Annotated in this window: 28 protein-coding genes; 18 read left to right on the top strand and 10 right to left on the bottom strand. The window is 72.3% G+C overall.

Features of this window, described 5'->3' with window-relative positions:
• Window positions 1-3: 3 nt before the first annotated feature.
• From BLS43_RS08565 to BLS43_RS08555, 3 genes are read right to left on the bottom strand one after another with little or no spacing between them, the layout of a single operon-like run.
• Window positions 4-873: a carbohydrate ABC transporter permease gene (locus BLS43_RS08565; RefSeq protein WP_093079473.1), complete on the bottom strand. Its 870-nt coding sequence runs from the start codon at window positions 871-873 to the stop codon at window positions 4-6.
• Window positions 870-1,796 carry a carbohydrate ABC transporter permease gene (locus BLS43_RS08560; protein ID WP_093079468.1) on the bottom strand — a complete coding sequence of 309 codons (927 nt, stop codon included), beginning with the start codon at window positions 1,794-1,796 and terminating at the stop codon, window positions 870-872. The genes BLS43_RS08565 and BLS43_RS08560 overlap by 4 nt, the downstream gene beginning before the upstream one ends.
• Before the next feature lie 34 nt (window positions 1,797-1,830).
• Window positions 1,831-3,183, bottom strand: a complete 1,353-nt coding sequence (locus BLS43_RS08555) for an ABC transporter substrate-binding protein (RefSeq protein ID WP_245707394.1) — start codon at window positions 3,181-3,183, stop codon at window positions 1,831-1,833.
• A 284-nt stretch (window positions 3,184-3,467) separates the two neighbouring features.
• Between BLS43_RS08555 and BLS43_RS08550 the strand changes: the two genes are divergently transcribed.
• The 9 genes from BLS43_RS08550 (at window position 3,468) to mug (ending at window position 11,708) form a co-directional block, all read left to right on the top strand.
• Window positions 3,468-4,469 (top strand): LacI family DNA-binding transcriptional regulator, encoded by a 1,002-nt coding sequence (locus BLS43_RS08550; protein ID WP_093080034.1) that lies wholly within the window; start codon window positions 3,468-3,470, stop codon window positions 4,467-4,469.
• 56 nt (window positions 4,470-4,525) lie between these two features.
• Window positions 4,526-5,593: an ATP-dependent DNA ligase gene (locus BLS43_RS08545; protein ID WP_093079459.1), complete on the top strand. Its 1,068-nt coding sequence runs from the start codon at window positions 4,526-4,528 to the stop codon at window positions 5,591-5,593.
• Window positions 5,594-5,670: 77 nt separating this feature from the next.
• The gene (locus BLS43_RS08540) at window positions 5,671-6,369 is read left to right on the top strand and encodes a FadR/GntR family transcriptional regulator (RefSeq protein WP_093079454.1); all 699 of its coding nucleotides are present in this window, start codon (window positions 5,671-5,673) and stop codon (window positions 6,367-6,369) included.
• A 126-nt stretch (window positions 6,370-6,495) separates the two neighbouring features.
• The gene (locus BLS43_RS08535) at window positions 6,496-7,338 is read left to right on the top strand and encodes an NAD(P)-dependent oxidoreductase (protein WP_093079450.1); all 843 of its coding nucleotides are present in this window, start codon (window positions 6,496-6,498) and stop codon (window positions 7,336-7,338) included.
• 70 nt (window positions 7,339-7,408) lie between these two features.
• The gene (locus BLS43_RS08530; protein ID WP_176921230.1) at window positions 7,409-8,650 is read left to right on the top strand and encodes an MFS transporter; all 1,242 of its coding nucleotides are present in this window, start codon (window positions 7,409-7,411) and stop codon (window positions 8,648-8,650) included.
• 22 nt (window positions 8,651-8,672) lie between these two features.
• Window positions 8,673-9,515: a transketolase gene (locus BLS43_RS08525; protein ID WP_281245820.1), complete on the top strand. Its 843-nt coding sequence runs from the start codon at window positions 8,673-8,675 to the stop codon at window positions 9,513-9,515.
• Window positions 9,512-10,513, top strand: a complete 1,002-nt coding sequence (locus BLS43_RS08520) for a transketolase family protein (RefSeq protein ID WP_093079441.1) — start codon at window positions 9,512-9,514, stop codon at window positions 10,511-10,513. The genes BLS43_RS08525 and BLS43_RS08520 overlap by 4 nt, the downstream gene beginning before the upstream one ends.
• A 67-nt stretch (window positions 10,514-10,580) precedes the next feature.
• Window positions 10,581-11,009: a MarR family transcriptional regulator gene (locus tag BLS43_RS08515; RefSeq protein ID WP_245707378.1), complete on the top strand. Its 429-nt coding sequence runs from the start codon at window positions 10,581-10,583 to the stop codon at window positions 11,007-11,009.
• 141 nt (window positions 11,010-11,150) lie between these two features.
• Window positions 11,151-11,708, top strand: a complete 558-nt coding sequence (gene mug / locus BLS43_RS08510; protein WP_218129750.1) for a G/U mismatch-specific DNA glycosylase — start codon at window positions 11,151-11,153, stop codon at window positions 11,706-11,708.
• Between the two features lie 57 nt (window positions 11,709-11,765).
• Here mug and ligD read toward each other — a convergent pair whose 3' ends face one another.
• Both ligD and BLS43_RS08500 read right to left on the bottom strand, forming a co-directional pair.
• On the bottom strand, window positions 11,766-12,728 hold the full coding sequence (gene ligD / locus BLS43_RS08505; RefSeq protein WP_218129761.1) for a non-homologous end-joining DNA ligase: 963 nt from the start codon (window positions 12,726-12,728) through the stop codon (window positions 11,766-11,768).
• Window positions 12,716-12,961, bottom strand: a complete 246-nt coding sequence (locus BLS43_RS08500) for a DUF2631 domain-containing protein (protein WP_093079431.1) — start codon at window positions 12,959-12,961, stop codon at window positions 12,716-12,718. The genes ligD and BLS43_RS08500 overlap by 13 nt, the downstream gene beginning before the upstream one ends.
• A gap of 68 nt (window positions 12,962-13,029) precedes the next feature.
• Between BLS43_RS08500 and dxr the strand changes: the two genes are divergently transcribed.
• The 5 genes from dxr (at window position 13,030) to BLS43_RS08475 (ending at window position 18,085) form a co-directional block, all read left to right on the top strand.
• Entirely contained in the window at window positions 13,030-14,187 is a 1,158-nt protein-coding gene (gene dxr / locus BLS43_RS08495) for a 1-deoxy-D-xylulose-5-phosphate reductoisomerase (protein ID WP_093079426.1), read from the top strand.
• Window positions 14,184-15,473 (top strand): M50 family metallopeptidase, encoded by a 1,290-nt coding sequence (locus BLS43_RS08490; RefSeq protein WP_093079421.1) that lies wholly within the window; start codon window positions 14,184-14,186, stop codon window positions 15,471-15,473. Before dxr ends, BLS43_RS08490 begins: the two co-directional genes overlap by 4 nt.
• Before the next feature lie 13 nt (window positions 15,474-15,486).
• Window positions 15,487-15,969, top strand: coding sequence for a phosphatase domain-containing protein (locus BLS43_RS08485; RefSeq protein ID WP_093079416.1), 483 nt, complete (start codon window positions 15,487-15,489; stop codon window positions 15,967-15,969).
• A 74-nt stretch (window positions 15,970-16,043) separates the two neighbouring features.
• On the top strand, window positions 16,044-17,186 hold the full coding sequence (ispG, locus tag BLS43_RS08480; protein ID WP_176921229.1) for a flavodoxin-dependent (E)-4-hydroxy-3-methylbut-2-enyl-diphosphate synthase: 1,143 nt from the start codon (window positions 16,044-16,046) through the stop codon (window positions 17,184-17,186).
• Between the two features lie 65 nt (window positions 17,187-17,251).
• Window positions 17,252-18,085: a GNAT family N-acetyltransferase gene (locus BLS43_RS08475; protein ID WP_176921228.1), complete on the top strand. Its 834-nt coding sequence runs from the start codon at window positions 17,252-17,254 to the stop codon at window positions 18,083-18,085.
• A 25-nt stretch (window positions 18,086-18,110) separates the two neighbouring features.
• Here the strand turns inward: BLS43_RS08475 and BLS43_RS08470 are convergent, their stop codons facing one another.
• Window positions 18,111-18,470 carry a hypothetical protein gene (locus BLS43_RS08470; protein WP_093079406.1) on the bottom strand — a complete coding sequence of 120 codons (360 nt, stop codon included), beginning with the start codon at window positions 18,468-18,470 and terminating at the stop codon, window positions 18,111-18,113.
• Between the two features lie 218 nt (window positions 18,471-18,688).
• Between BLS43_RS08470 and BLS43_RS08465 the strand changes: the two genes are divergently transcribed.
• The 4 genes from BLS43_RS08465 to BLS43_RS08450 are packed head-to-tail and all read left to right on the top strand — an operon-like array spanning window position 18,689 to window position 22,363.
• Entirely contained in the window at window positions 18,689-20,491 is a 1,803-nt protein-coding gene (locus BLS43_RS08465) for a penicillin-binding transpeptidase domain-containing protein (protein WP_176921227.1), read from the top strand.
• Between the two features lie 16 nt (window positions 20,492-20,507).
• Window positions 20,508-20,891 carry a DUF3054 domain-containing protein gene (locus BLS43_RS08460; RefSeq protein WP_093079401.1) on the top strand — a complete coding sequence of 128 codons (384 nt, stop codon included), beginning with the start codon at window positions 20,508-20,510 and terminating at the stop codon, window positions 20,889-20,891.
• 6 nt (window positions 20,892-20,897) lie between these two features.
• Window positions 20,898-21,749: a type I methionyl aminopeptidase gene (gene map, locus BLS43_RS08455; RefSeq protein ID WP_093079396.1), complete on the top strand. Its 852-nt coding sequence runs from the start codon at window positions 20,898-20,900 to the stop codon at window positions 21,747-21,749.
• Between the two features lie 56 nt (window positions 21,750-21,805).
• Window positions 21,806-22,363, top strand: a complete 558-nt coding sequence (locus tag BLS43_RS08450) for a pyridoxamine 5'-phosphate oxidase family protein (protein WP_093079392.1) — start codon at window positions 21,806-21,808, stop codon at window positions 22,361-22,363.
• A gap of 1 nt (window position 22,364) precedes the next feature.
• On the opposite strand, the gene BLS43_RS08445 is transcribed toward BLS43_RS08450, so the two are convergent.
• From BLS43_RS08445 to BLS43_RS08430, 4 genes are read right to left on the bottom strand one after another with little or no spacing between them, the layout of a single operon-like run.
• Window positions 22,365-22,817: an SRPBCC family protein gene (locus tag BLS43_RS08445; protein WP_245707377.1), complete on the bottom strand. Its 453-nt coding sequence runs from the start codon at window positions 22,815-22,817 to the stop codon at window positions 22,365-22,367.
• Complete coding sequence (locus tag BLS43_RS08440) at window positions 22,814-23,248, bottom strand: peroxiredoxin (RefSeq protein ID WP_093079388.1); 435 nt, start codon at window positions 23,246-23,248, stop codon at window positions 22,814-22,816. The genes BLS43_RS08445 and BLS43_RS08440 overlap by 4 nt, the downstream gene beginning before the upstream one ends.
• The gene (locus tag BLS43_RS08435; protein ID WP_245707376.1) at window positions 23,245-24,111 is read right to left on the bottom strand and encodes a DUF1295 domain-containing protein; all 867 of its coding nucleotides are present in this window, start codon (window positions 24,109-24,111) and stop codon (window positions 23,245-23,247) included. The genes BLS43_RS08440 and BLS43_RS08435 overlap by 4 nt, the downstream gene beginning before the upstream one ends.
• Window positions 24,108-25,436, bottom strand: a complete 1,329-nt coding sequence (locus BLS43_RS08430) for an SAM-dependent methyltransferase (RefSeq protein WP_093079385.1) — start codon at window positions 25,434-25,436, stop codon at window positions 24,108-24,110. The genes BLS43_RS08435 and BLS43_RS08430 overlap by 4 nt, the downstream gene beginning before the upstream one ends.
• Window positions 25,437-25,478 lie beyond the last annotated feature (42 nt).

Here is a 25,478-nt window from a genome sequence, read left to right as displayed (position 1 = left end):
CCTTCACTTGACGGCCCCGAAGGAGAGGCCCTGGACGAGCTTGTTCTGGGCGATCCAGCCTGCGATCACGACGGGCAGCGCGCACATCGTGGCCGCGGCGCAGAGCTTGGCGAAGTACAGCCCCTCGGAGGTGATGAACCCGACGAGGAACACCGGCACCGTCGCGGCCTGCGCGGCGGTGAGGTTGACGGCGAAGAAGAACTCGTTCCACGCGAAGATCACGCAGATCAGCGACGTGGCGGCGATGCCGGGGGAGACCACCGGCAGCACGACCTCGCGCATGGAGCGCCAGAGCGACGCCCCGTCCATCGAGGCCGCCTCGAGGAGCTCCTTGGGCACCTCCTGGAAGAACGAGCGCATCATCCACACGGCGATGGGCAGGTTCATGGCGGTGTAGAGGACGATCAGCGTCCAGACGTTGTCGAGCATCCCGATGTTGTTGACCACGACGTAGATCGGCACGATCGCCGCCACGACGGGCAGCATCTTCGTCGAGATGAAGAAGAACAGCACGTCCTGGGTCTTCTTCACCGGCCGCAGCGACACCGCGTAGGCCGCGGGGATCGCGAGCGCGAGCACGAAGATCGTCGACATGACCGTGGCGAACAGCGAGTTGAGCAGGTAGGGCCCGATGCCGGCGTCGAACACCTCGGCGAACTGGTCCAGCGTCGGGGTGAAGAACAGCGTCGGCGGGGTGGTGTAGGCGTCCGCCTCCTGCTTGAAGGCGGTGAGCACCATCCACAGGATCGGGAAGAAGAAGCCGATCCCGATGATCCAGGTCAGCACCGTGAGCAGCGCGGGCCCGACCTTGTTGCCGCGCTGCGCGGGCGCGACCTCCTCCTGGACGGGGGGCCGTTCCACCGTCGTGGTCATGACTCCTCCTGGAAGCTGCGGAAGATCAGCCGCAGGGCGAACGTGGAGACGATGATCGTCGCGACGACCACCACCACACCCATGGCCGCGGACTGTCCGATGTCGAAGCCCAGGAACGCGCGCTGGTAGATGTAGAAGGGCAGGTTCGCGCTGGCGGTGCCCGGGCCGCCCTGGGTCATCATGTAGATCGCGTCGAACGTGTTGACCAGGTAGATCGCCCCGAGCACGATGCCCAGCTCGATGAACCGGCGCAGGTGCGGCAGCGTGATCTCGCGGAAGATCGCGAACGAGCCCGCGCCGTCCACCCGGGCCGCCTCCAGCACGTCGTGCGGCTGGGACTGCAGGCCCGCGAGGGTCAACAGCATCATGAACGGCGTCCACTGCCAGACGAGCGCGACCATCACCGAGGTCAGCGGGAAGGCGGAGATCCAGTCCGTCTGGCCCGCGCCGAAGGGCGACAGCACGAAGTTGATCAGGCCGTAGGTCGGGCTGAACAGCACCGTCTTCCACAGCAGCGCGGCCGCGACCGGCGTGATGAGGAACGGGGTGATCAGCAGCGTCCGGACGACGCCGCGGCCGCGGAACTGCCGGTCCAGCAGCAATGCGAACGCCAGGCCCAGCACCATCGCGATCAGCACCGCGCCCACGGTGAGGACCACCGTGTTAAGCGCGACGCCGCGGAACTGGCTGTCGGTGAAGACGTTGACGTAGTTGTCCAGGCCCACGAACTGCTGCGATCCGGGGCGGACGAGGTTCCAGCTCTGCAGCGAGTACCAGATGGTGAACAGAAACGGCAGCTGCGTGACGATGATCGTGAAGACCAGCGCGGGCAGCAGCGGGGCGCGGCGGACCCACCCCTCCCGGCCCTTGTTCACGGGTTCCCGCGGGACGATCTCCGCGGGCCTCTCGACGGTGGCGGTCATGATGTCTCCTCCGCTGGAGTGAGCGCGTCGTCGGTCACTGCCCCTCCCGCTGGTAGGACTCTCCGACGGTCTCGGCGTAGACCTGGGCCTGGTCGAGGGCCTCGTCGGCGGTCTGCTGCCCGGCGACGGCGGCCGAGAGCTGCTGGCTGACCCGCGTCCCCATGTCCTGGAACTCCGGGATGGCGAGGAACTGCACGCCCGTGTAGGGCACCGGCTCGACGCTGGGGTTGCGCTGGTCGGCCGCGGCGATCGCGTCGAGCGTCTGCTGCGCGTAGGCCTTCGACGCCTCGACGTACTGGGGGATCTGGTACGTCGACTGCCGGGCACCGGGCGGGACGTGCTCCCAGCCCAGCTCCTGCCCGACCATCGGGCCGTACTCCTTGGACGTCATCCAGGACAGGAACCGCCACGCCGCGTCGGAGGTGCCCTCCTCCTCGGCGGTCTTCGGGATGGCCAGCGACCAGGTGTAGAGCCACCCGGAGTCCGGCTTCTCGACGACGGGGGCGGGCGCGTAGCCGACGTTGCCCGCGACCCGCGACTCGGCCGGGTTCTCCACGATGCCCGCGGCGACCGTGGCGTCGTACCACATGGCGGCGTTGCCCTGGCTGAACTCGGTGCCGCACTCGGAGAAGCCCGCGGTCGCCGCACCCGGGACGCCGTAGTTCCGCTGCAGGTCGACGTAGAAGTTCGCGGCCTCACGGAACTTCGGCGAGGTGAGCTGGGCGTTCCACTGCGGGTCGTACCAGCGGGCGCCGAAGGTGTTGACCATCGTGTCGAACGGCGCCATCACCTCGCCCCAGCCCGGCTTGCCGCGCAGGCAGATCCCGGACATGCCCTTCGACGGGTCGTGCAACCGCTGCGCGGCGGCCGCGACCTCCTGCCAGGTCGGCTGCGCCGAGAGCTGGATCCCGGCCTGGGCGAACAGGTCCTTGCGGTACATCAGGAACGAGGACTCGCCGTAGAACGGCACCGCGTACATGTGCCCGTCCGGGCCGGACAGGGCCTGGCGCACGGCGGGGATGAAGTCGTCCTCGTCGTACCCCGGGGTCCGGGCCATCAGCGGATCGAGGTCCACCAGCCAGCCGTTGGCGGCCCACTGCGGGGTCTCGTAGTTCGAGATCATCACGGCGTCGAACTCGCCGCCGCCGGTCGCGACCGACGCGGTGATCTTCGCGCGTGCCTCGTTCTCGCTCAGTGACACGAACTTCAGCCGGATCCCCGGGTTCTCCTGCTCGAACCGGTTGGATAGCTGGATCGCGTCCTGCATCTGCGGGTTGGAGACGATCGCGATGGTGATGGTCTGCTGGCCGTCTCCTCCGCCGCCGAGCGCACCGGCGCCCGCGCATCCGGAGAGGGCGAGGACGAGGACCGCGATCACGGCGGTCAGGCTGCCGAGTCCTCGGCGCGGGCGGCGGGGTGGACGGTCGGGCGACCTGCTGGGCGGTGCGGCCACGGTGCCCTCCTTCTCGGGTATCGGCGGTGAGTTCCCGTGCGGCACGTGTTCCATGTCACGCCAGTACGTACGGTAAGGCCAATTTAAGCGCTTGCGCAAGCGCTTACGCATCGGAATGCTGCACCATGGCGTGACGCGGCTCACGAACCGCGGTACCCATCGCGGCGATCATGACACCGGGCGGTCCTCCCGGCAGGGCGAGACGAGAGGTGGTGGCGATGGCGACCATGGCGGACGTCGCGCGGCTCGCCGGCGTGTCGATCGCGACGGTGTCGCACGTGCTCAACGGCACCCGCACCGTCCGCCCGGAGACCCGGGCCCTGGTGCTGGACGCCGTGCGCGCAGCCGACTACACCCCCAACACCGTCGCCCAGGCGCTCGCCACCGCCCGCACCACGACCATCGGCCTCGCGCTCTCCGCCATCTCGAACCCGTTCCTGGGCGAGCTGATCCACGCCATCGAGGCCGAGGCGGCCCGGCAGGGCTACACCCTGCTGCTCGTCGACCCGCACGAGGACCCCGAGTACGAGGAGGTCGTGATCCGACGGCTGCAGGGCCGCCGCGTCGACGGCGTCCTGTTCGCCCCCTCCGCCCGGCCCGGCGCGGCGCTCGCCCACCTGACCTCCCGCGGCGTCCCGACGGTCCTGGTCGACCGCCTCATCGACGACCGGATGGACCAGGTCGGCAGCGAGAACGTCGAGGCCGTGGCGGGGCTCGTCACGCACCTGGCGGGCGCGGGACACGAGCGGATCGCACTGGTCGCGGGCCACCCGGGCCTGCAGACGACGCTCGAGCGCGTCGAGGGCTACCGGCTCGGTCTGCGGCGGGCCGGCCTCTCGGTCGAGCTGCGGGTCGACGGCCACTCGGCCGAGGAGCCCGCGCGCGTGGCCACCCACGCGCTGCTCGCCCGCGCCGACCCGCCGACCGCGGTGATCACCGCCAACAACTCGATGACGATCGGCGCGATGCAGGCCTTCCGCGAGGCCGGGCTGCGCGTCCCCGAGGACGTCGCCCTCGCCTGCTTCGACGACTTCCCCTGGGCGGACCTGTTCGCCCCGCGGCTCACGGCGGTCGCCCAGCCCTTCGCCGAGATCGGCCGCGAGGCGGTCCGCCTGCTCCTGCGCCGCATGGCGGACCCCGCCGCGCCGCCGCAGACCCTCCGCCTGCCGCCGCGCTTCGTGCACCGGGACAGCTGCGGCTGCGCCACCCGTGCGCGGTGAGTGGTGCCAGAGCACCACTTACCACGCACGACCGCCGGAGGCGGCAGACTGTCGCCGTGGACCTGCCCGTCATGCCGCCCGTGAAGCCGATGCTGGCGAAGCCGGCTCCCCGCATCCCCGCGGGGTCGCTGTACGAGCCCAAGTGGGACGGCTTCCGCTCGATCGTCTTCCGCGACGGGGACGAGGTCGAGATCGGCAGTCGCAACGAGAAGCCGATGACCCGCTACTTCCCCGAGCTGGTCGAGGCGCTCAAGGCGAACCTCCCGGAGCGCGCGGTGGTCGACGGCGAGGTGATCGTCGCGAACCTCGACGGCAACACCCTGGACTTCGAGGCCCTCCAGCAGCGCATCCACCCCGCCGCCTCGCGCGTGAACCTCCTCGCCGAGCAGACCCCGGCCAGCTTCGTCGCGTTCGACCTCCTCGCCCTGGGCGACGAGGACCTCACCGCGCAGCCGTTCGAGGTCCGCCGCGCCCGGCTGGAGGAGGCCCTCGCCGCGGCGCGGGCGCCCGTCCACGTCACCCCCCTCACCCGGGACGTCGACGAGGCGCGGCGCTGGTTCGAGCAGTTCGAGGGCGCGGGGCTCGACGGGCTGATCGCCAAGAAGCCCGACCAGACCTACCAGCCGGACAAGCGCGTCATGACCAAGATCAAGCACGAGCGCACCTGTGACGCCGTGGTGGCCGGCTACCGCGTGCACAAGTCCGGCCCCGACCTGATCGGGTCCCTGCTGCTGGGCCTGTACGACGACCGGGGCGTGCTCGCGTCCGTCGGCGTCGTCGGCGCGTTCCCGATGGCCCGGCGCCGGGAGCTGTTCGCGGAGCTGCAGCCACTGGTCACCGAGTTCGAGGGGCACCCGTGGAACTGGGGTGCGCACCTGGAGGGGGAGCGCACCCCGCGCAAGAACGAGGGCAGCCGCTGGAACAACGGCAAGGACCTGTCCTTCGTGCCGCTGCGCCCCGAGCGCGTCGTCGAGGTGCGCTACGACTACATGGAGGGTGCCCGGTTCCGGCACACGGCGCAGTGGGTGCGGTGGCGCCCCGACCGCACCCCGGAGTCGTGTACCTACGCGCAGCTCGAGCGTCCCGTCTCGTTCGATCTCGCCGAGGTGCTCGGCGCCGAATAGGTCGAACCAATCCTTGACAGCGCTCCTGGGCGCCGCTTAATCTCCTCGCATTGGTTCGACCAAAGGAGGTGGCACTGATGGGCGTCGATCTCTCGTATCTCGTGCAGAGCCTCGCGGCACAGGCCACCCCCGAAGCGGGGACCGGGCGGCTGCGGCTGCCCACCGAGCGTGAGCTCGTCGCCTCGCTGGACGTCTCCCGCGGGACGCTGCGCGAGCAGCTGTCGATGTTGGAGATGCTCGGCTTCCTGGACCGCACCCAGGGGCGCGGTTCCTACCTGCAGGTCCCGGACGCCACGTTCATCGCGCTGTTCTTCGGGCTGTCCCAGCAGCTCGGGCACCTCACCGGCCCGCATTTCCGGTCGGCGCGGGAGATGTTGGAGCTGTCCGTGGCCGAGGCCGCCGCCCGGCTCGCCACGGCGGACGACGTCGACGAGCTGCGCGGGCTCGTCGACCAGATGGTCGAGGCGAGTGGCGCGGGGGAGGACGAGAACGCGCTCGAGGCCGACCTCGAGTTCCACCGCACCCTGTTCCGCATCGTCGACAACCCGATCTTCGGCATCGTCGCGGAGGGCCTGAGCCACGCCCTGCGCAGCGAGGTCGTCGAACGCCGCCTGCGGGCGGCGGAGCGACTGCCGATCGGCCCGGGGGAGACCCGGGTCGTCGACACCGTGCACTACGGCATCGTCGACGCCGTCGGCGATCGGGACGCCGCGGGCGCCCGCGAGGCCATGCGCCGACACTTCGAGGTCTGGTCCTCGCTCGTCGGCGAGCCGTGACGGGTCGGCCGGCGCAGCTCGGCCGGCCCGCCGCAGACCCACCAGCCACCCTTCCCCCCGATCCGCCCGCGCGGGAGTGTGTTCCCACCCGCTCCCGCGCGGTGCCTCACCCACGAAGGATCCTCGATGAGCGACACCTCCGTCGTGTTCGTCGGCGTCGGCGCCATCGGCCTGCCGATGGCCGCCCGGCTCGTCGCGGCGGGCATCCCGACGACCGGCGTCGACCCGTTCCCGGCCGCCGCCGAGCGTGCCGCGGTGGCGGGCGTCCCGGTCGTCACGAGCCTGTCCGCCGCCCCGCGGGCCGATGTCGTGGTGGTCATGGTCGCCACGCCCGACCAGCTCGCGACCCTGGTCGACGAGGTCGTCGACGCAGGCGGTCAGACCTGGATCGTGATGAGCACCGTCGGCCCGGACGCGGTGCGCGAGCAGGGCGCGCGGCTCGTCGGGCGCGGTGCCACGGTGCTCGACGTCCCGGTCACCGGTGGCGTCGCCCGCGCCCGCACCGGCGAGCTCACCCTGTTCGCCGCCGGTGCGGACGTCGACGCGGTCCGGCACGTGCTGGAGCCGCTCGGCACGATCCGGGTGGTGGGCACCGCGCTGGGAGAGGGCCAGGCGATCAAGGTCGTCAACCAGCACCTCTGCTCGGTGCACATCGTCGCCGCGGCCGAGGCCCTCGCGCTCGCGGCGAAGCTCGGCCTCGATCCCGCGGCCGTCCTCCCGCTGGTGGAGAGCGGTGCCGCGGGTTCGTGGATGCTCTCCGACCGCGGCCCGCGAATGCTGCAGGGCACCGATGTCGAGGTCACCAGCACCATCGGCATCTTCGTCAAGGACTCCGGGCTCGTCGCCGACGCCGCCCGGAACGCGGACGCGTCGACCCCGCTCCTCGATCTCGCCCGCGACCGCTACCTCGCCGCCGCCGACGCCGGGCTCGCCGCCCGGGACGACTCGCGCGTCATCGAGACCTACTGAGAAGGGCACGTCAATGTCGACAGCGCAGCCAGCCGAGCGCGACAACCCCGCGAAGGTCTCCTTCGCATCCATGATCGGCACCGCCGTGGAGTCCTACGACTTCTTCATCTACGGCACCGCCTCCGCCGCCTACTTCGGCACCGTCTTCTTCCACTCCGAGAACGCCCTGGTCGGCGTGCTCGCCTCGTTCGCCACCCTCGCCGTCGGGTTCCTGTTCCGGCCGCTCGGCGGCTACCTCGCCGGTCACTACGGGGACCGGCTGGGCCGCAAGAAGGTCCTGATGTGGTCGCTGATCGTGATGGGCGTGGCCACCGTCCTGGTCGGCGTGCTGCCCACCTACGCCCAGGTCGGCGCCCTCGCCCCGATCCTGCTGATCCTGCTGCGGATCGTCCAGGGCATCGGCTTCGGGGCCGAGTGGGGCGGGGCCGTGCTGATGGCCGTCGAGCACGCCCCCGAGAAGCGCCGCGGGTTCTTCGGCGCGGTGCCGCAGATCGGCATCCCCGCAGGCCTGCTGCTCGCCAACGGCGCGTTCCTGCTCTCCAACGCCCTGTTCGAGGGTGACTGGGTCTGGCGGGCGCCGTTCCTCGCCTCGGTCGTCATGGTCGGCGCGGGGATGTTCATCCGGATGCGGGTCGCCGAGTCGCCGGAGTTCGCGAAGATGGAGCAGGCGGGCGAGATCCGCAGGCAGCCCGCGCTGGACGCGATCCGCCAGGACTGGCGGGTCATCCTGCGGATCGTCACGCTGCGCCTCGCCGAGACCGGTGGCTACTACGTGACCACCAGCTTCATGCTGTCCTACGTCGTGTTGGCGTCCCTCGCGGACAAGCAGAACGTGCTGATCGGCACCATGGTCGGCTCCGCGCTCGGCCTGGTGAGCCACCTGGCGTTCGGCGCCTTGAGCGACCGGATCGGCCGCAAGCCGGTGTTCCTCATCGGGTCCGTGTTCACCATCGTGTTCGGGATCCCGATGTTCCTGCTCGTCAACACCGGTGTCGGGATCGCGATCGTGGTGGCCGTCGCGCTGGGCCTGCTGTTCAGCCACGACCCGATCTTCGCGGTGGAGGCCTCCTGGTTCTCCGAGCAGTTCCCGCGGGACGTCCGCTCGTCCGGGATCTCCCTGGGCTACAACGGTGCGTCGGTCGTCGCGGGGCTGCTGCCCTTCCTCGCCGTGGCGCTCTACGGCTGGGTCGGCTGGATCGGCCCGGCCCTGATGTTCTGCGCGCTCGGTGTGATCTCCACCGTCGCGGCCCGGTTCGTCCGGGAGACCGCGCCCGTCCGCGTCGGCTCGCCCGCCGAGCCCGTCGCCGCCTGATCCCGGCCCGAAAGGACTCGCTGTGACCCTCGCGGTCGATCGTTCCACCGTCGTGAAAGAGGCGGCGTACCGGATGCGCCACCACGTGCTGGACATGGGGGAGGTGCAGGGGCAGGGCTACGTCGGGCAGGCGCTCGGCGTGGCGGAGATGCTCGCCGTGGTCTACCGGGACGTGCTGCGCTACCGCGCCGACGACCCGGACTGGGCCGACCGGGACCGGTTCCTGCTCTCCACCGGGCACTACGCCATCGCGCTGTACTCGGCGCTCGCCGAGGCGGGCATCGTGCCGGTCGAGGAGCTGCAGACCTACGGGGCCGACGACTCCCGCCTCCCCATGTCCGGCATGGCCTCGTACACGCCGGGGATGGAGATCTCCGGCGGGTCGCTGGGCCACGGCCTCACCGTCGCCGTCGGGATGGCGCTGGGGCTGCGGCTGCAGGGCAACGGCGCGCGCGTGCTCGACTTCCTCTCCGACGGCGAGCTCGACGAGGGCTCGACCTGGGAGGCCGCGATGGGCGCGACGCACCACCGGCTGGGCAACCTGATCGCGATGGTCGACATGAACGCGTTGCAGGCGGACGGGCGGACCGAGGGCGTGCTCTCGATCGAGCCCGCCCACGAGAAGTGGGCGGCGGCGGGCTGGTTCACCCAGCGCGTCGACGGCAACGACGCGGACGCCCTGCTGGCGGCGTTCGACGCGATCTCCGCCGAGCCCGTCGGGACGCCGTCGGTCATCCTGTGCGACACCAGGATCGGCCGAGGGGTCCCGCTCCTGGAGACGCGGGAGAAGGCGCATTTCATGAGGATCGACGAGCACGAGTGGGCGATCTGTCGCGAGCAGCTCACCGCAGGAGGCGTGGCATGACCGGCACCATCGAGCCCACGGCGCCCAAGCGCCTGACGACCTCGGCGATGATCGCGTCGTTCGCCGACCCGGGGCAGCGGACCTCCTCGGCGCCCTTCGGCCACGCGCTCGCCGACCTCGCCGACCGGGACGGCCGGGTCGTGGGGCTCACGGCGGACCTCGGCAAGTACACGGACATGCACGTGTTCGCCGAGGCCCACCCCGACAGGTTCTTCCAGATGGGGATGGCCGAGCAGCTGCTGTTCGGCGCGGCCGCGGGGATGGCCGAGGTCGGGCTGGTCCCGTTCGCCTCGACCTACAGCGTGTTCGCCGCGCGTCGCGCGTACGACTTCCTGTGCCTCGACGCCGCCGAGCCGAACCTGAACGTCAACATCGTGGGTGGGCTCCCCGGGCTGACCACCGGCTACGGACCGTCGCACCAGGCGACGGAGGACATGGCGATCTTCCGCGGGATGCCCAACCTGACGATCGTCGACCCGTGCGACTCGGTCGACATCGCCGCCGCGGTCCCGCAGCTGGCGGCCTGCGAGGGGCCCACGTACCTGCGGCTGCTGCGTGGCAAGGTCCCCACGGTGCTCGACGAGTACGACTACACCTTCCAGCTCGGGAGGGCGGCGGTGCTGCGCGGCGGCTCCGACGTGGTGCTCGTCTCCAGCGGACTGATGACCATGCGGGCCCTGCAGGCCGCGGACCGCCTCGCGGCGCACCACGTCGACGTCGCGGTCGTCCACACCCCGACGATCAAGCCCTTCGACGCCGAGACCGTGCTCCGCGAGCTCGACACCGACCGACTGGCGGTGACGCTGGAGAACCACACCGTCGTCGGCGGGCTGTTCGAGACCGTCGCCTCCCACGTGGTCCGCGCCGGTCTGGGGCGCGCGGTCGTCCCGATCGGGCTGCCGGACGAGTTCCTGGCGGCCGGCGCGCTCCCGACACTGCACGACCGCTACGGCCTGTCCACGGACAAGGTGGTCGAGCAGGTCCTGGCGTCCCTCTAGGTCCGCGCACGTCGGGCTGGAGGCGTCCGCGCTGGTAGACGGGCCGGAGTTCGGGCATGCTTGATCCGTGGCTCCCCATGTGCACGGGCCGGACTGCGACCATTCCGCCGACAAGCCGATCGGTTGGTGGCTCCGGCACGTCGACGGGCTGATCGAGTCCTCGATGGACCGGGTGCTGGCGGACGAGGGGATCGGGCGGCGGCACTGGCAGGCGCTCAACGCCGTGGCGGGCGGCGCGGACACCGAGCCGGCGCTCGACGCGGCGCTCGCGCCCTTCGGGGGCGCGTCGCGCCTGGTCCTGGACCAGCTCCGGGCGCAGCACTGGATCCAGGAGATCGCGGGCCGGATCAGCCTGACGCCCACGGGCTCCGCGGCCCGCGGACGGCTCGTGGTCGCCATCCGGGACTACCGCGCCCGGATCACCGAGGGCGTGTCGGAGGAGCAGTACCGCACCACCGTGGAGACGCTGGCGCGGATGGCGCGCAACCTGTCCTGAGCGCACGAGTCGGGCGCTCGGTGCGGCGAGATCCGGAGAAGTGTGCGTTCAGCGGGACGCCCACGACACCGTGCGCACACTTTCGGTGATCATGCGGAGGGCCGCCGGGCGGCGTGATCGCGGCGGGTGGATGATGCCGCCGTGGCCCTGCCGACCGCCGCCGAGCTGGAAGCGGCTCGGTCGCGCCCGCTCCCGGACGTCCTGCCCGGGCCCGGCGCGCCGTTCAAGGTCCTGTTCTGCGGGATCAACCCCGGGCTGGTGTCCGCCGCGACCGGGCACCACTTCGCCCGCCCCGGCAACCGGTTCTGGCCGGTGCTGCACGAGTCCGGCTTCACCCCGCGACTGCTCGCGCCCGCCGAGCAGGGCGAGCTGACGGCGTCCGGCCTCGGGATCACCAACATGGCCGCCCGCCCCACCGCCCGCGCGGACGAGCTCACCGACGCCGAGCTCGTCGAGGGCGGCCGGATCCTCCGCGGCCTGGTGGAACGGGCCGCGCCGACCTGGCTCGCGGTCGTCGGGATGGGGGCGTACCGGACGGCGTTCGGGGACCGGGGCGCCGTCGTCGGGGCGCAGGAGCCGACGATCGGGTCCACCCGGATCTGGGTCCTGCCCAACCCGAGCGGCCTCAACGCCCACTACCCGAAGCAGCGCCTGGTCGAGGAGTTCGCCCGCCTCCGCGCGGCCGCCCTCCCCTCGTGAGCGGCGATAGTCGCTGGGGCGACTATCGCCGCTCACGGGACTGGCGCCGCTCTCGGGTCAGGCTTCGTCGAGGTCCGGGATCTCGGAGCCGGTGTCCCGGGCGTCCCGGTCCGCCCAGTCCAGCAGCGGTGTGATGTCGAAGGCCGAGCTGTCGATCTCCGCGTGCAGGTCGCCGAGGGCGGCGAACCGGGCCGGGACGGTGGCGATGGTGAAGTCGCCCGGTTCGGCGTCGTCGATCTCGTCCCACCGGATCGGCGCCGAGACCCGGCCCTCCGGGGTGCCGCGCACCGAGTAGGCGCAGGCGATGGTGTGGTCGCGGGCGTTCTGGTTGTAGTCGACGAAGATCGAGTTCGGGTCGCGGTCCTTGCGCCACCAGGACAGGTCGACCAACGGGCAGCGCCGCCCCACCTCCGCGGCGAAGGCGTGGGCCGCGCGCCGCACCTCGGCGAACCCGTGGGTGGGTGGGATCCGCACGTACACGTGCATCCCCTTGCCGCCGGAGGTCTTCGGGTACCCGACCGCGCCGAGCTCGTCGAGCACCTCGTGCGCCACGGCCGCCACCCGCCGGACGTCCGCGTAGGACGCCCCGGGCATGGGATCGAGGTCGATGCGCCACTCGTCCGGCGACTCGGTGTCCGCGGCGCGGGAGTTCCACGGGTGGAACTCCACCGTGGACATCTGCACCGCCCACACGACGTCCGCGGGATGGGCCACGCACAGCTCGTCGGCGTAGCGGTTGTACCGGGGGAAGTGCACCCGGACCGTCGGCACCCAGTCCGGCGCGCCCTTGGGCAGGCGCTTCTGGTGCACCTTGTCGCCGTCGGTGCCCTTGGGGAAGCGGTGCAGCATGCACGGCCGGTCCCGCAGCGCGCGGACGATGCCGTCCCCGACGGCGGTGTAGTAGTGCGCGAGGTCGAGCTTGGTCTCGCCGCGTGCGGCGAAGTAGACGCGGTCGGGGCTCGACAGCCGGACGGTCCGCCCGGCGACCTCGAGCTCGACCGCCTCGCTCACTGCCGCCAGTCGCGCCGCTTGCGCACGTTCAGCCAGACGACGCCGGCCAGGACGACCACCGACGGGACCACGGAGAAGAGGATCTCGGTCCAGCTGGTGTGGTGGCCGATCAGCATCAGCGGCAGCAGGATCGCGGTCAGCACGCCGGCGATCGTGGTGGCCTTCGGGAACTCCCCGTGCCAGCCCCACTCGGCGGACGGCTCGTCCGCGGGGTCGACCTTCGCGAGTTCGGCGCCCGCCATCTTTCCTCCAGTGTCGAGAGTGCGGGCCTCATCCTGTCACAACACGACGGCGAGGATGATGGGCGGTGATGAACGGATTCCCTCCGCGGTCGGTGCTGGTCCTGGGCTCGACCGGCTCGATCGGCACCCAGGCGCTGGACGTCGTCGCGCGGGCGGGCGGCCGCTTCGTCGTGGCCGGGCTGGCCGCGGGCGGCGGGGACGTCGACCTGCTCGCGGCGCAGGTCAGGGCCACGAACGTCACCCGGGTCGCCGTCGCGGACCGGCAGGCGGCGGCGCGGCTGCGGGCCGAGCTGCCGCACCTGGAGGTCGTCGACGGACCCGACGCCGCCGCCGAGCTGACGCGGACCACCCCCGCGGACGTCGTCCTCAACGGGATCACCGGCTCGCGCGGCCTCGGCCCCACCCTCGCCGCGCTCGAGTCCGGCGCCACGCTCGCGTTGGCCAACAAGGAGTCCCTGGTCGCGGGCGGCCCGCTCGTCACCCGTGCCGCCAAGCCGGACCAGATCGTCCCGGTGGACTCCGAGCACTCGGCGCTGGCGCAGTGCCTGCGCGGCGGCACGCGGGACGAGGTCGCCCGGCTGGTGCTCACCGCGTCCGGCGGGCCCTTCCGCGGGCGCCGGCGCGGCGATCTCGAGCACGTGGGCGTCGACGAGGCGCTGAAGCACCCGACCTGGGACATGGGCCCGGTCGTCACCATCAACTCGGCCACGCTCGTCAACAAGGGGCTGGAGCTGATCGAGGCCCACCTGCTGTTCGACGTCCCCTACGACCGGATCGACGTCGTCGTGCACCCCCAGTCCGTCGTGCACTCCATGGTCACGTTCGTCGACGGGGCCACGATCGCCCAGGCGAGCCCCCCGGACATGCGGCTGCCGATCGCGCTCGCGCTGGGCTGGCCGGAGCGGGTGCCCGGGGCGAGCGCGCCGAACGTGTGGGACGCGCCGCAGAGCTGGACCTTCGAGCCGCTGGACCACGAGGCGTTCCCCGGCGTGCGACTGGCCCGGTACGCGGGGGAGACGGGCGGGTGCCTGCCCGCGGTCTTCAACGCCGCCAACGAGGAGCTGGTCGCCGCGTTCGTCGCGGGCCGGATCGGCTACACCGCCATCACCGACCGACTGGAACGCGTGCTGCGGGCCGCGGACGGGTGGTCGGAGGACCCCGCTACCGTGTCCGACGTCCTGGCCGCGGAGGAATGGGCGCGGACACACGCGCAGGAGCTCACATGACAGTCGTCTGGACGATCGTCGGGATCGTCGTCTTCTTCCTGGGCATCCTGTTCTCGGTCGCCTGGCACGAGCTCGGGCACTTCGCCACGGCGAAGTGGTTCGGGATCAAGGTGCCGGAGTTCTTCGTCGGGTTCGGCAAGACCGTCTGGTCGCGCCGCCGCGGCGAGACCGAGTTCGGGTTCAAGGCGGTCCCGCTCGGCGGGTACGTGCGGATGATCGGCATGCTGCCGCCCGCCAAGGGCGAGCTCTACGGCCGCAGCCGCCGGACCGGCCCGTTCCAGGGCCTGATCGACGACGCCCGGCAGGCCAGCGCCGCGGACGTCGGCCCGGAGGACGCGGACCGGCAGTTCTACACCCGCGCGCCCTGGAAGCGGATCATCGTGATGATCGCCGGGCCGCTGATGAACCTCGTCCTGGCGATCGTGCTGTTCGCGATCGTGCTCATGGGCTTCGGCACGATGACGGCCACGTCGACGGTCAGCTCGGTCAGCCAGTGCGTGCTGCCGGCGGGCTCGCAGACCGACGTGTGCCCGCCCGGTGCGCCGCTCACCCCCGCCGCGGCGGCCGGGTTCGAGCCGGGCGACCGGATCGTCTCGTTCGACGGGCAGACCTTCGACTCCTGGGAGGACACCCAGAAGGCCATCCGCGCCGCCACGGGCACGGTCTCGGTGGTCGTCGACCGGGGCGGGCAGCTGGTCACCCTGACCCCCACCCTGATCACCACCGAGCTCCCCGCGCTCGACGGGTCGAACGACACCGTCCAGGCGAGCTTCCTCGGCCTCTCCCCGCTGCAGGAGATCCAGCGGCAGGGGATCGGGGCCGTCGGCGAGCACATGGTGGACATCGTCGGGCTCGTCGGGCAGAAGCTGGTCGAGATGCCGCAGCGGGTGCCGAACCTGTTCGGCGCGGTGTTCCTCGGCGAGCAGCGCGACCAGGACTCGCCCGTCGGCGTGGTCGGGGCCTCCCGGATCGGCGGGGAGATCCTCGCCGGCGACGCCCCGCCCGCCCAGGAGGTCGCGGCCTTCCTGTCGCTGCTGGCGATGGTCAACATCTCGCTTTTCCTGTTCAACCTGCTGCCCATCCCGCCGCTCGACGGCGGGCAGATCTTCCCGGCGATCTGGGAGGCGATCCGGCGCCGCATCGCCGCGCTGCGGGGCAGGCCGGACCCCGGCCCGGTGGACGCGGCCAAGCTCATGCCCGTGGCGATGACCGTCGCGTTGATCTTCATCGGGTGGAGCGCGCTGGTGTTCGTGGCGGACGTCATCAACCCCGTCCGACTGGGTTAGCGATAATGCCGAGGTGATCTCTCGCCCGCTTGCCGTGTTCGACATCGACGGCGTGCTGGCGGACGTCACGCACCGGCTGCACCACCTGCGGGCCCGCCCGCAGCGCTGGGAGCGCTTCTTCGCCGCGGCGGACGTCGACCCGCTGCTGGACGAGGGCGCCGAGCGGCTGCGCGAGGCCCAGGCGGACTTCGACGTCGTCTACCTGACCGGGCGGCCCGAGCGGAACCGGCGGCTGACCGAGCGCTGGCTCGCCCAGCACGACCTGCCCACCGGCCCGCTCTACATGCGGGAGGACGACGACTACCGGCCCGCCCGGATGATGAAGCGCGAGGTGCTGCGTAGGCTGGCCCGCACCCGCGAGGTCGCGTCGGTGCTCGACGACGACCCCGCCGTCGTCCGGGTCCTGTCGGACGACGGCTGGCCGGTCGAGCTGGCCACCTGGCTGCCGCACTCCTCCACGCTGGCCGACGCGCAGGAGAACAAGGGCCGCACCTGACGCCCGGGGGAACGGCGGGTGAACCGGTCCGGGTCACAGGGAGATCGTGGCCGGACAGGCGCATACTGGACGTCGTGAGCGTCTCCCTGGGAATGCCGTCGGCCCCCGCCCCCACCCTGGCCCCGCGCCGGCAGACGCGACAGCTGATGGTCGGGTCCGTGGGTGTCGGCAGCGAACACGCCATCTCGGTGCAGTCGATGACCACCACCCTGACCTCGGACGTCAACTCCACGCTGCAGCAGATCGCGGAGCTGACCGCCGCGGGCTGCGACATCGTGCGCGTCGCCTGCCCGAGCCAGGACGACGCGGACGCCCTGCCCGCGATCGCCCGCAAGGCGCAGATCCCGGTCATCGCGGACATCCACTTCCAGCCGAAGTACGTGTTCGCGGCGATCGAGGCGGGCTGCGCGGCGGTCCGGGTGAACCCCGGCAACATCCGCAAGTTCGACGACCAGGTCAAGGAGATCGCCAAGGCCGCGAAGGACCACGGCACCCCGATCCGGATCGGCGTCAACGCGGGCTCGCTCGACCGGCGGCTGCTGGAGAAGTACGGCAAGGCCACGCCCGAGGCGCTCGCCGAGTCGGCGCTGTGGGAGGCGAGCCTGTTCGCCGAGCACGACTTCCACGACATCAAGATCTCGGTCAAGCACAACGACCCGGTCGTCATGGTCCGGGCCTACGAGCTGCTGGCCGCGCAGTGCGACTACCCGCTGCACCTCGGCGTCACCGAGGCCGGGCCGGAGTTCCAGGGCACCATCAAGTCCGCCGTCGCGTTCGGCGCGCTGCTGAGCCAGGGCATCGGCGACACCATCCGCGTGTCGCTGTCCGCGCCGCCGGTGCAGGAGGTCAAGGTCGGGCGGCAGATCCTCGAGTCGCTCAACCTCAAGCCGCGCCGGCTGGAGATCGTGTCCTGCCCCTCGTGCGGGCGCGCCCAGGTGGACGTCTACAAGCTCGCGGACGAGGTCACCGCCGGGCTGACCGGCATGGAGGTGCCGCTGCGCGTCGCCGTCATGGGGTGCGTGGTGAACGGGCCGGGGGAGGCGCGCGAGGCGGACCTCGGCGTCGCGTCGGGCAACGGCAAGGGGCAGATCTTCGTCAAGGGCGAGGTCATCAAGACCGTGCCCGAGCACGCGATCGTCGAGACGCTGATCGAGGAGGCGCTGAAGATCGCCGAGACGATGGAGGAGCCCGGTGCACCCTCGGTGACCGTGGGGTGAACGTCCTGGGTGGTCGGGACGGCGCCGGTGTGGGCAGCACGGCCCGGTTGTGGCACCGTAGAGGGGTGCTGAGGGTCGCCGGTGCGCGGTTGCTCGATGATCGGGACCGTGGGGGCGTTCGTGCTGCCCTCGATGCCGACCCGGTGGCGTCCTGCATGGTCGCCGCCCGGGTCGAGGCCGCGGGGCTGGACCCCTGGCGCCTCGGCGGCGAGATCTGGGCCTCCGGCTCCCGGCTGGAGGGCCTCTGCTTCTCCGGGGCGAACCTCGTCCCGCTGCGCGGCGAGAAGACCGCCATCCGCGCCTTCGCCGACCGGGCCCGCCGGCACGGGCGCTCGTGCTCGTCGCTGGTCGGGCGCGCGGAGCTGGTACTCCCGCTGTGGGAGGAGCTCGCCGCCTCCTGGGCGCCCGCCCGCGAGGTGCGCGCCGACCAGCCCCTGATGGTGCTGGCCGGGGCGCCGTCGGTCGTGGCCGACCCGCTGGTGCGGCCCGTCCGGCTCGAGGAGCTCGACCGCTACCTGCCCGCGGCGATCGCCATGTTCACCGAGGAGGTGGGCGTCGACCCGCGCGCGGGGGACGGGGGCGCGGGCTACCGCGCGCGCGTCGCCGAGCTGATCTCCGCGGGCCGCGCGTTCGCCCGGTTCGAGGACGGCGAGGTCGTGTTCAAGGCCGAGATCGGCGCCATGTCCGCGCGGGTCGGGCAGATCCAGGGCGTGTGGGTGGACCCGACGCGGCGGGGCGAGGGGCTGGGCACCATCGGCACCGCCGCGGTCGTCGAGCGGCTGGGGGCGATGGGCCGCATCTCGAGCCTCTACGTCAACGGCTTCAACACCCCGGCCCGCCGCACCTACGACCGCATCGGCTTCACCCAGGTCGCGAGCTTCGCCACGGTCCTCTTCTGACCGCAGTGTGGCTCCATGATGCGGGTCACGCGAGCAGGTAGCGGGTCCAGGAGTCCGTGACGTAGTCGGCGAAGGACTGCGGGCTCCAGCCGCGCTCGTGCACCAGCAGGACCCAGTACTCGGCGGCGTTCATGCTCCAGACGACGTCGGCGACGTGCGCGTCCGTCAGGTCCTTCCGCAGCTCGCCGGTGCCGCGCAGGTCCGCGGCGAAGCGCAGCATGTTCGCCCGGCGGCGCTCGGCGATCTCCCGCCAGAGGGCGGCGCAGTCCGGGTCGGTGGCCGCGGCGTCGCGCAGCGCCAGGAAGATCGGGGCCAGGCGCTGCTGCAGGGCGGCGAGGACGGCGCGGTGGGTGTCCGCCGCCTGCCGGGCGCGCCGCGGGCTCACTGCTCCACCTCTGCGTCCGGCACGAGGGCGGGCTGCGCTACATCGACCTGTGGGAGTCGGAGGAGGCGTGTGCCGCGGCGTTCGCCGAGCGCATTTACCCGGCCGTCGACCGGGCCTTCGGGGGTGCTCGGCCCGCCACGGAGCCGGTCGTCGAGCGGCTGGAGGTCCTCGACGCGTCGGGTGCGTTGCTGGCCCGGACCTGAGGCTACCCTCGGGCGGTGCGTCGACTCGCTCCCCTGATCGCCGCCTGCGCCGTGGTCTGTGCCTCGGCGGGGTGCGGGTTGTTCACCGACAGCGGGCCCGAGGACACCGTCGCCGCCTACCTCGCCGCCTGGTCGGCGGGGGACGACGCGGGCGCCGCGGCCCGCACCGACGCCCCCGACCAGGCCCGCGAGACCCTCGCCACCGCCCGGACCGCCCTGCGGCCCACCGCGGTCACCGGCGAGATCGCGCAGGTCCGCACGGCCGGCCAGCGCTCCGAGGCGTCGGTGAACGTGACCTGGGACCTCGGCGGGGACCGGCGCTGGACCTACCTCACCGCGCTGCAGCTGCGCCCGGACGACGCCGCGGAGACCGGCTGGGTCGTCGACTGGAGCTCGGCGAGCCTGCACCCGGAGCTGCAGACCGGGCAGGCCCTGGCCCTGCGCACGGTCACCCCGGACCCCGCGCCGGTCACCGACCGGAACGGGGCACCGCTGCTCGCCGCCACCCCGGTCGTCACGATCCTGCTGGACCGGGCGGCGGCGGGGGACCTCAACGCCGTCGCCGCGGCGTTGGCCCGCGCGCTCGGCCCGATCGACCGGGCGATCACCCAGCAGTCGATCACCGACGGCGCGAACGCCGCCCCGGCCGGGCAGGCCGCCACCGTCGCCGTGCTGCGCGAGCGGGACTACGACACCGTCCGCGCCGCGATCTACGACCTGCCCGGCGTCCGGTTCACCAGCTCCACCCGGCTGCTCGCGCCGGATGCGGGCTTCGCGAGCCAGGTCCTCCCCGCCGTCCGGACGCACGTGGCCGACCAGGTCAACGGCAGGCCGGGCTGGGAGGTCGACGCCGTCGACGCGCTCGGCAACCCGCAGCGGACGCTCGCCGAGCAGCCCGTCACCCCCGGCGCCACCGCGCAGATCAGCCTCGACTCCACGATGCAGACCGCCGCGGAGGACGCGGTGAACGCGCTGCCGAACCAGGTCGCGCTCGTCGCCGTGCAGCCCTCGACGGGGGACGTCCTCGCCGCCGCCCAGAACGACGCGGCGGACTCCGCGGGCGCCATCGCCTTCACCGGCCGCTACCCGCCGGGCTCCACCTCCAAGATCGTGACCGCGAACGCCGCCCTGGGGAGCCTCGGGGTGAACGCGGCCACGCCGCAGCCCTGCCCCGGCACCACGTCGATCGGCGGGCGCGTGGTGCCGAACGAGAACGGGTTCGCGCTGGGCACCGTCCCGCTGGCCACGGCGTTCGCCCGCTCCTGCAACACCACGTTCGCGACGCTCGCCGCGCAGCTGGCCCCCGACGCACTGCCCGCCGCGGGGCTGCAGCTGGGCTTCGGCGCCGACTACGACGTGCCCGGCCTCACCACCGTCACCGGGAACGTGCCGCCCGCGGACGACGTCGTCCAGCGCGCCGAGGACGGCTTCGGCCAGGGCCAGGTCGTGGCCACCCCGTTCGGGATGGCGCTGGTGGCGGCGGGCGTCGCGCACGGCGGGCCGGTGGTGCCGCAGCTGATCCGCGGGGAGCTAACGGCGACGACCGTCGCGGCCACCCGGCCCGACCCGGCGGCGCTGGACCAGCTCCGCCCGATGATGCGCCAGGTCGTGACCGACGGGACCGCGACGGCGCTGCGGAACTCGGGCGAGGTCTACGGCAAGACCGGCACCGCCGAGTACGCCCAGGGCGGACAGAACCGGGCGCACGGGTGGTTCGTCGGCTACCGCGGGGACGTCGCGTTCGCCGTGCTGGTGGTGGACGGCGGCTCGTCGAGCGCGGCGGTCCCCATCGCGCAACGCTTCCTCGCCGGGTTCTGAGTAGTACCCTCGCCCAGTGCGCACCCCCCGGATCGCCACGCTCGCCCTGGCCGCCGACGCGGTGGCCGTCGTCGTGTTCGCGGCGATCGGCCGCGCGAGCCACGAGGAGGCCGGTAGCCTCGTCGGCCTGGCGGGGACCGCCGCACCGTTCCTCGCCGGACTGGCCGCGGCCTGGGCCACCCCGCTGGTGCGCGCGCAGCCCGCCGGGTTCCGGGCGGGCGCCGTGGTGCTGGCAGGCACCGTCGGGATCGGGCTGCTGCTGCGGGCCGCCTTCCTCGGCAGGCTGCCGCTGAGCTTCGCGATCGTGGCCACGCTGAGCCTGGCGGTGTTCCTGCTGGGCTGGCGGGGTGTCTCGGCGCTCACCGCGCGCCTCGCGCACCGCCGCGCTTCCGTACGATAGGGCCTCGTGACCGCAGTACTCGCCCCTGGCACGCCCACCCCCGTCCGTGACGTCCCGGCGCACATCCCGCGCCCGGAGTACGTGGGGCGCAAGGCGCCGTCGCCGAACCGGGACGGGGACGTGCAGACCCCGGAGACCATCGAGCTGATGCGGGTCGCGAGCCGGATCGCCGCGCAGGCGCTGCAGGCGGGCGGCGCGGCCGTGCGGCCGGGCTTGACGACGGACGAGGTGGACCGGGTGGTGCACGAGTTCCTCGTCGACCACGACGCCTACCCGTCCACACTGGGCTACCGCGGTTTCCCGAAGTCCTGCTGCACCAGCCTGAACGAGGTCATCTGCCACGGGATCCCGGACACCACCGTGATCTCCGACGGCGACATCGTGAACATCGACGTCACCGCGTTCATCGGGGGCGTGCACGGCGACACCAACGCCACCTTCCTCGCGGGGGACGTGTCCGAGGAGGACCGCCTGCTGGTCGAGCGCACCCACGAGGCCACCCTGCGCGCGATCAGGGCGGTGCGGCCGGGCCGCGAGCTGAACGTGGTCGGGCGGGTGATCGAGTCCTACGCCCGGCGCTTCGGCTACGGGGTGGTGCGGGACTTCACCGGGCACGGCATCGCCCGCGCCTTCCACAGCGGACTCGTGGTGCCGCACTACGACCAGCCGGACGTGCACGTCGAGCTCGTCCCCGGCATGACGTTCACGATCGAGCCCATGATCACGCTGGGGACGATCGACTACGACATCTGGCCGGACGGCTGGACCGTGGTGACGAAGGACCACAAGCGCACCGCGCAGTTCGAGCACACCATCGTCGTCACCGACACGGGTGCGGAGATCCTCACCCTGCCCTGACGCGCGACGGCCCGCGGGGTCTGGTGATCCGGCGCCCGTGGCCGCACGCTGGGGGCATGACGACGGTCCACGACGGCATCTCCGACCGACTGCGCGGCTGGCTCGAGGAGCAGCCGGTGTTCTTCGTGGGCACCGCGCCGCTGTCCGGCGACGGGCTGATCAACCTGTCCCCGAAGGGCACCCGCGGCACGTTCCGGGTGGTGGACGCGCACACCGTCGCCTACCTCGACCTGACCGGCAGCGGCGTGGAGACCATCGCCCACCTGCGGGAGAACGGCCGGATCTGCGTGATGTTCTGTGCCTTCGACGGCAGGCCGACCATCGTGCGGCTCCACGGCACCGGCAGCGTGCTGGCCCGGGACGAGCCGGGCTTCGCGGAGGCGCTCGCGGCCTTCGGCGAGCCGGGGACCTCCCGACGCCACGGCGCCCGCTCGGTGATCACCGTGGCCGTCCAGCGGGTCGCGGACTCCTGCGGCTACGCGGTGCCGCGGATGGACCTCGTCGAGGAGCGGAACGTCCTGGACCTGGCGCACGCCAAGAAGTCCCCGCAGGTGATGGTCGACTACCACCGGGAGAAGAACGCGCGCTCCCTCGACGGCCTGCCCGGGCTCTGACTCACTCCGCGGGCGCGCCGAAGACGTCCTGCAGCCGCCGCAGGGTGTCGCGGATGGACTTGGCGTTGACCTGCGGGAACTTGAGTCTCGCGATGCCCTTCGGGAACCGGGAGACGCCGTAGTCGAAGGTCTCGGTGACCCGGGTGCCCTCGGGGACGGGCTCGAGCTCGTAGCGCCAGATCGCCTTGGCCCAGTGGCACCAGGCGATCCGGCGGTCCGGGTCGAGCTCCACCACGTGGTTCGTGATCCGGTACGGCAGGCCGATCTTCATCTTGACGCCGAAGGTGTCCCCGAGGCGCAGGGACGACGGCCCGGAGATCGTCGACTGCACGGACCCGCTGCCGTCGAACTCGTGGTGTCGGTGCGGGTTCGCGAGCAGCGCGAACACCTGCTCCGGCGGCGCGGTGACCACCGCGGAGGCCCACACGCGCCCGTCCGCGATCGTGGCTCTCACCGCAGCGCCGCCAGGGCCTTGTCGGCGTGGGCCTGGAACTGGGTCTCGCTGCCGAACTCCGCGAGGATCTCGCGGTCCTGCCCGATCACGTACGTCCGACGGCGGGTGTGCAGGCCGCCCGGCAGCCAGGCCCGGTAGGCGCCCAGCTCCTTCGCGACCGCGTGGTCGGGGTCCGACAGCAGCGGGTAGCCCAGCGAGTGCGCGCCCGCGAACGTCGCCTGGGCCGCGACGTCGTCCGAGCTGATGCCGACGGGCTGCGCCCCGACCGCGGCGAACTCGGCCGCCAGGTCGCGGAAGTGGCAGGCCTCCTGCGTGCAGCCGCCGGAGCTCGCGATCGGGTAGAAGAACAGGACCACGGGGCCCTTCTCGAGCAGCTCGGAGAGCCGCCGGACGGTGCCGGTCTCGTCCTTGAGGGCGAAGTCGCTGATCATGCCCTGTCTCCTGTCATGGGGACCTTCTTCTTCGGGGGGAGCGGGATGAATCCGCTGGTGCGCTCGACGTAGTCGACGTAGCCGGGGCGGCGCTCGCCGATGGTGCTCTCCAGCAGCTTGGCGCCGGTGCCCTTGGCCAGGTTCACGGTGATCGCCGCGGCGCCGAGCACGCCGATCAGGCCGGCGGGCTGGTGCAGGGCGAGCAGGGCCAGACCCCACCACACGCAGGCGTCGCCGAAGTAGTTGGGGTGGCGGGTGTAGCGCCACAGCCCGCGGTCCATGACCCGCCCCTTGTTCGCGGGATCGGCCTTGAACCTGGCGAGCTGGGCGTCGCCGACGGTCTCGAAGAACATCCCGACGGCCCAGACCAGCACGCCGAGCACCGTCACGACCGTCGGCCAGACACCCCACGCGAAGCCGTGCGGAGGCGGAGCCTGCGGAGCCGACCATCCGTACTGCCCGACCTGGACGGGCAGCGACACGACCCACATCACCACGCCCTGGGTGAGGTAGACCTTGCGGAAGGCGTGCAGCCAGGGGTTGCCGCGGGCCTCCTTCATGAGCTCCACGTAGCGCTGGTCCTCGGGCTGCCCGTGGTTGCGGCGTCCGATGTGGATCGCCAGCCGGGCGCCCCAGACCACCGTGAGGGCTGTGATCAGCCACTGTCGCCAGGCGTCCCCGGAGCCCTGCGCCGCCACCAGCGTGACGATCGCGATCACGCCGAACCCGCTGCCCCACACCACGTCGATGCCGTCGTGCCGCTTGCGGACGTAGGCGACGGCCAGGGCCGCGGCCATCACCAGGAGCACCGCCACGGCGGTGATCCAGAGGTTGGTGAGGAAGGCGCCCCAGGGGAAGCTCACGGGGCCAGTCTCTCGTAGACGGGCTCGCGCAGCCTGTCGAGCGCGGGATCGGTGCCCAGGGTGGCGGCGCGGCTGCGGGGGAGCCCCGAGCGTCCCTCGGCGTCCGGTCGCACCAGCAGGATCTGGTGCACCCCCATCCGGTTCTCCTCGAACGCCAGCGCGGCGCCCGCGAGGTAGAGCAGCCAGACCCGGAACTGCTCCTCACCGATCAGCGCGATCGCCTCGGAGGCGTTGTCCTGCAACGTGTCCAGCCAGGGCCGGACGGTCCACACGTAGTGCTCGCGCAGCGAGTGGACGTCGACCGCCTCGAGCCCGGCCGCCTCCAGGAAGTTCAGGGTCTCGCCGAGCGGGCGCATGTGCATGTCCGGGGCCACGTAGGACTCCATGAACGCGCCGCCGCCCGGCGCGGAGTTCAGGCCGGACGCCCCGCGGGACATCTGCTGCAGGAGCAGCCGCCCGTGGGGGCGGAGCTTCGAGAACAGCTGGGCGGCGTAGACGGGGTAGTTGTCCTGCCCGACGTGCTCGCCCATCTCGATGGACGACACGGCGTCGAACGGCGGGTCGTCCACCTCGCGGTAGTCCTGGAGCCGGATCTCGACCCGGTCCTCCAGGCCCAGCTCGCGGACCCGCCGCAGCCCGAGGGCCCGCTGCTCGGCGGACAGGGTCACCCCGACGGCGGTGACGCCGTAGTGCGTCGCCGCGTGGATCAGCAGGGACGCCCACCCGCACCCGACGTCGAGCAGCCGCATCCCCGGCTTCAGGTCCAGCTTGCGGCAGATCAGGTCCAGCTTGTCCCGCTGCGCGTCCTCGAGCCCGTACTCGTCGGAGGCGTCCTGGGTCCAGTAGCCGCAGGAGTAGGCCATCCGCGGGTCGAGGAGGAACTCGTAGAACGCGTTGGACAGGTCGTAGTGGTGGGAGATGGCGGCGCGGTCGCGCAGGAAGGTGTGCCGCCGCCCCTGCAGCCGCGCCTCCGACGCCGGTGGTCGCGGCCGGGGTCCGAGCGCGCCGAGCCGTGCCGCGGTCCGCAGCGCGGCCAGCTTGTCCGCGAGGGTGAGCGGGCGGGCCCCGACCTTCCAGAACCGGGACAGCCCCTCGGCGATGTCCCCCTCGACGCCCAGCTCACCGGCCACGAACGCCCGCGCGAGCCCGAGCTCGCCCGGGCTCCACAGCAACCGCCGCAGCACCCGGCGGTGGCGCAGCAGGATGATCGGCCCGGGCCCGGCGGGGCCGGCGATGGATCCGTCCCAGGCCTTGATCCGCACGGGCAGCGGCGCCCCGAGCACGTGCTTCTCGAGCATCTCCGCGATCCGCGAAGCGACAGACATGGCACCTCCGGTGCTCGTGCGCGGCAAGTGGTGCTCTGGCAC

It is taken from the genome of Pseudonocardia oroxyli (assembly GCF_900102195.1).
Classification (GTDB): domain Bacteria; phylum Actinomycetota; class Actinomycetes; order Mycobacteriales; family Pseudonocardiaceae; genus Pseudonocardia; species Pseudonocardia oroxyli.
The sequence above is the reverse complement of the archived record's forward strand: the minus strand, read 5'-3'. Positions and strand labels throughout refer to the sequence as shown.

Excerpts from the sequence above, each read along its gene's own strand:
- BLS43_RS08490 (WP_093079421.1), top strand. The coding sequence starts at position 14,184 with ATGACAGTCGTCTGGACGATCGTCGGGATCGTCGTCTTCTTCCTGGGC.
- BLS43_RS08540 (WP_093079454.1), top strand. The coding sequence starts at position 5,671 with ATGGGCGTCGATCTCTCGTATCTCGTGCAGAGCCTCGCGGCACAGGCC.
- BLS43_RS08430 (WP_093079385.1), bottom strand. The coding sequence starts at position 25,436 with ATGTCTGTCGCTTCGCGGATCGCGGAGATGCTCGAGAAGCACGTGCTC.
- BLS43_RS08520 (WP_093079441.1), top strand. The coding sequence starts at position 9,512 with ATGACCGGCACCATCGAGCCCACGGCGCCCAAGCGCCTGACGACCTCG.
- BLS43_RS08560 (WP_093079468.1), bottom strand. The coding sequence starts at position 1,796 with ATGACCGCCACCGTCGAGAGGCCCGCGGAGATCGTCCCGCGGGAACCC.
- BLS43_RS08450 (WP_093079392.1), top strand. The coding sequence starts at position 21,806 with ATGACGACGGTCCACGACGGCATCTCCGACCGACTGCGCGGCTGGCTC.
- BLS43_RS08565 (WP_093079473.1), bottom strand. The coding sequence starts at position 873 with ATGACCACGACGGTGGAACGGCCCCCCGTCCAGGAGGAGGTCGCGCCC.
- BLS43_RS08530 (WP_176921230.1), top strand. The coding sequence starts at position 7,409 with ATGATCGGCACCGCCGTGGAGTCCTACGACTTCTTCATCTACGGCACC.
- BLS43_RS08440 (WP_093079388.1), bottom strand. The coding sequence starts at position 23,248 with ATGATCAGCGACTTCGCCCTCAAGGACGAGACCGGCACCGTCCGGCGG.
- dxr (WP_093079426.1), top strand. The coding sequence starts at position 13,030 with ATGAACGGATTCCCTCCGCGGTCGGTGCTGGTCCTGGGCTCGACCGGC.
- BLS43_RS08550 (WP_093080034.1), top strand. The coding sequence starts at position 3,468 with ATGGCGACCATGGCGGACGTCGCGCGGCTCGCCGGCGTGTCGATCGCG.
- BLS43_RS08500 (WP_093079431.1), bottom strand. The coding sequence starts at position 12,961 with ATGGCGGGCGCCGAACTCGCGAAGGTCGACCCCGCGGACGAGCCGTCC.
- BLS43_RS08535 (WP_093079450.1), top strand. The coding sequence starts at position 6,496 with ATGAGCGACACCTCCGTCGTGTTCGTCGGCGTCGGCGCCATCGGCCTG.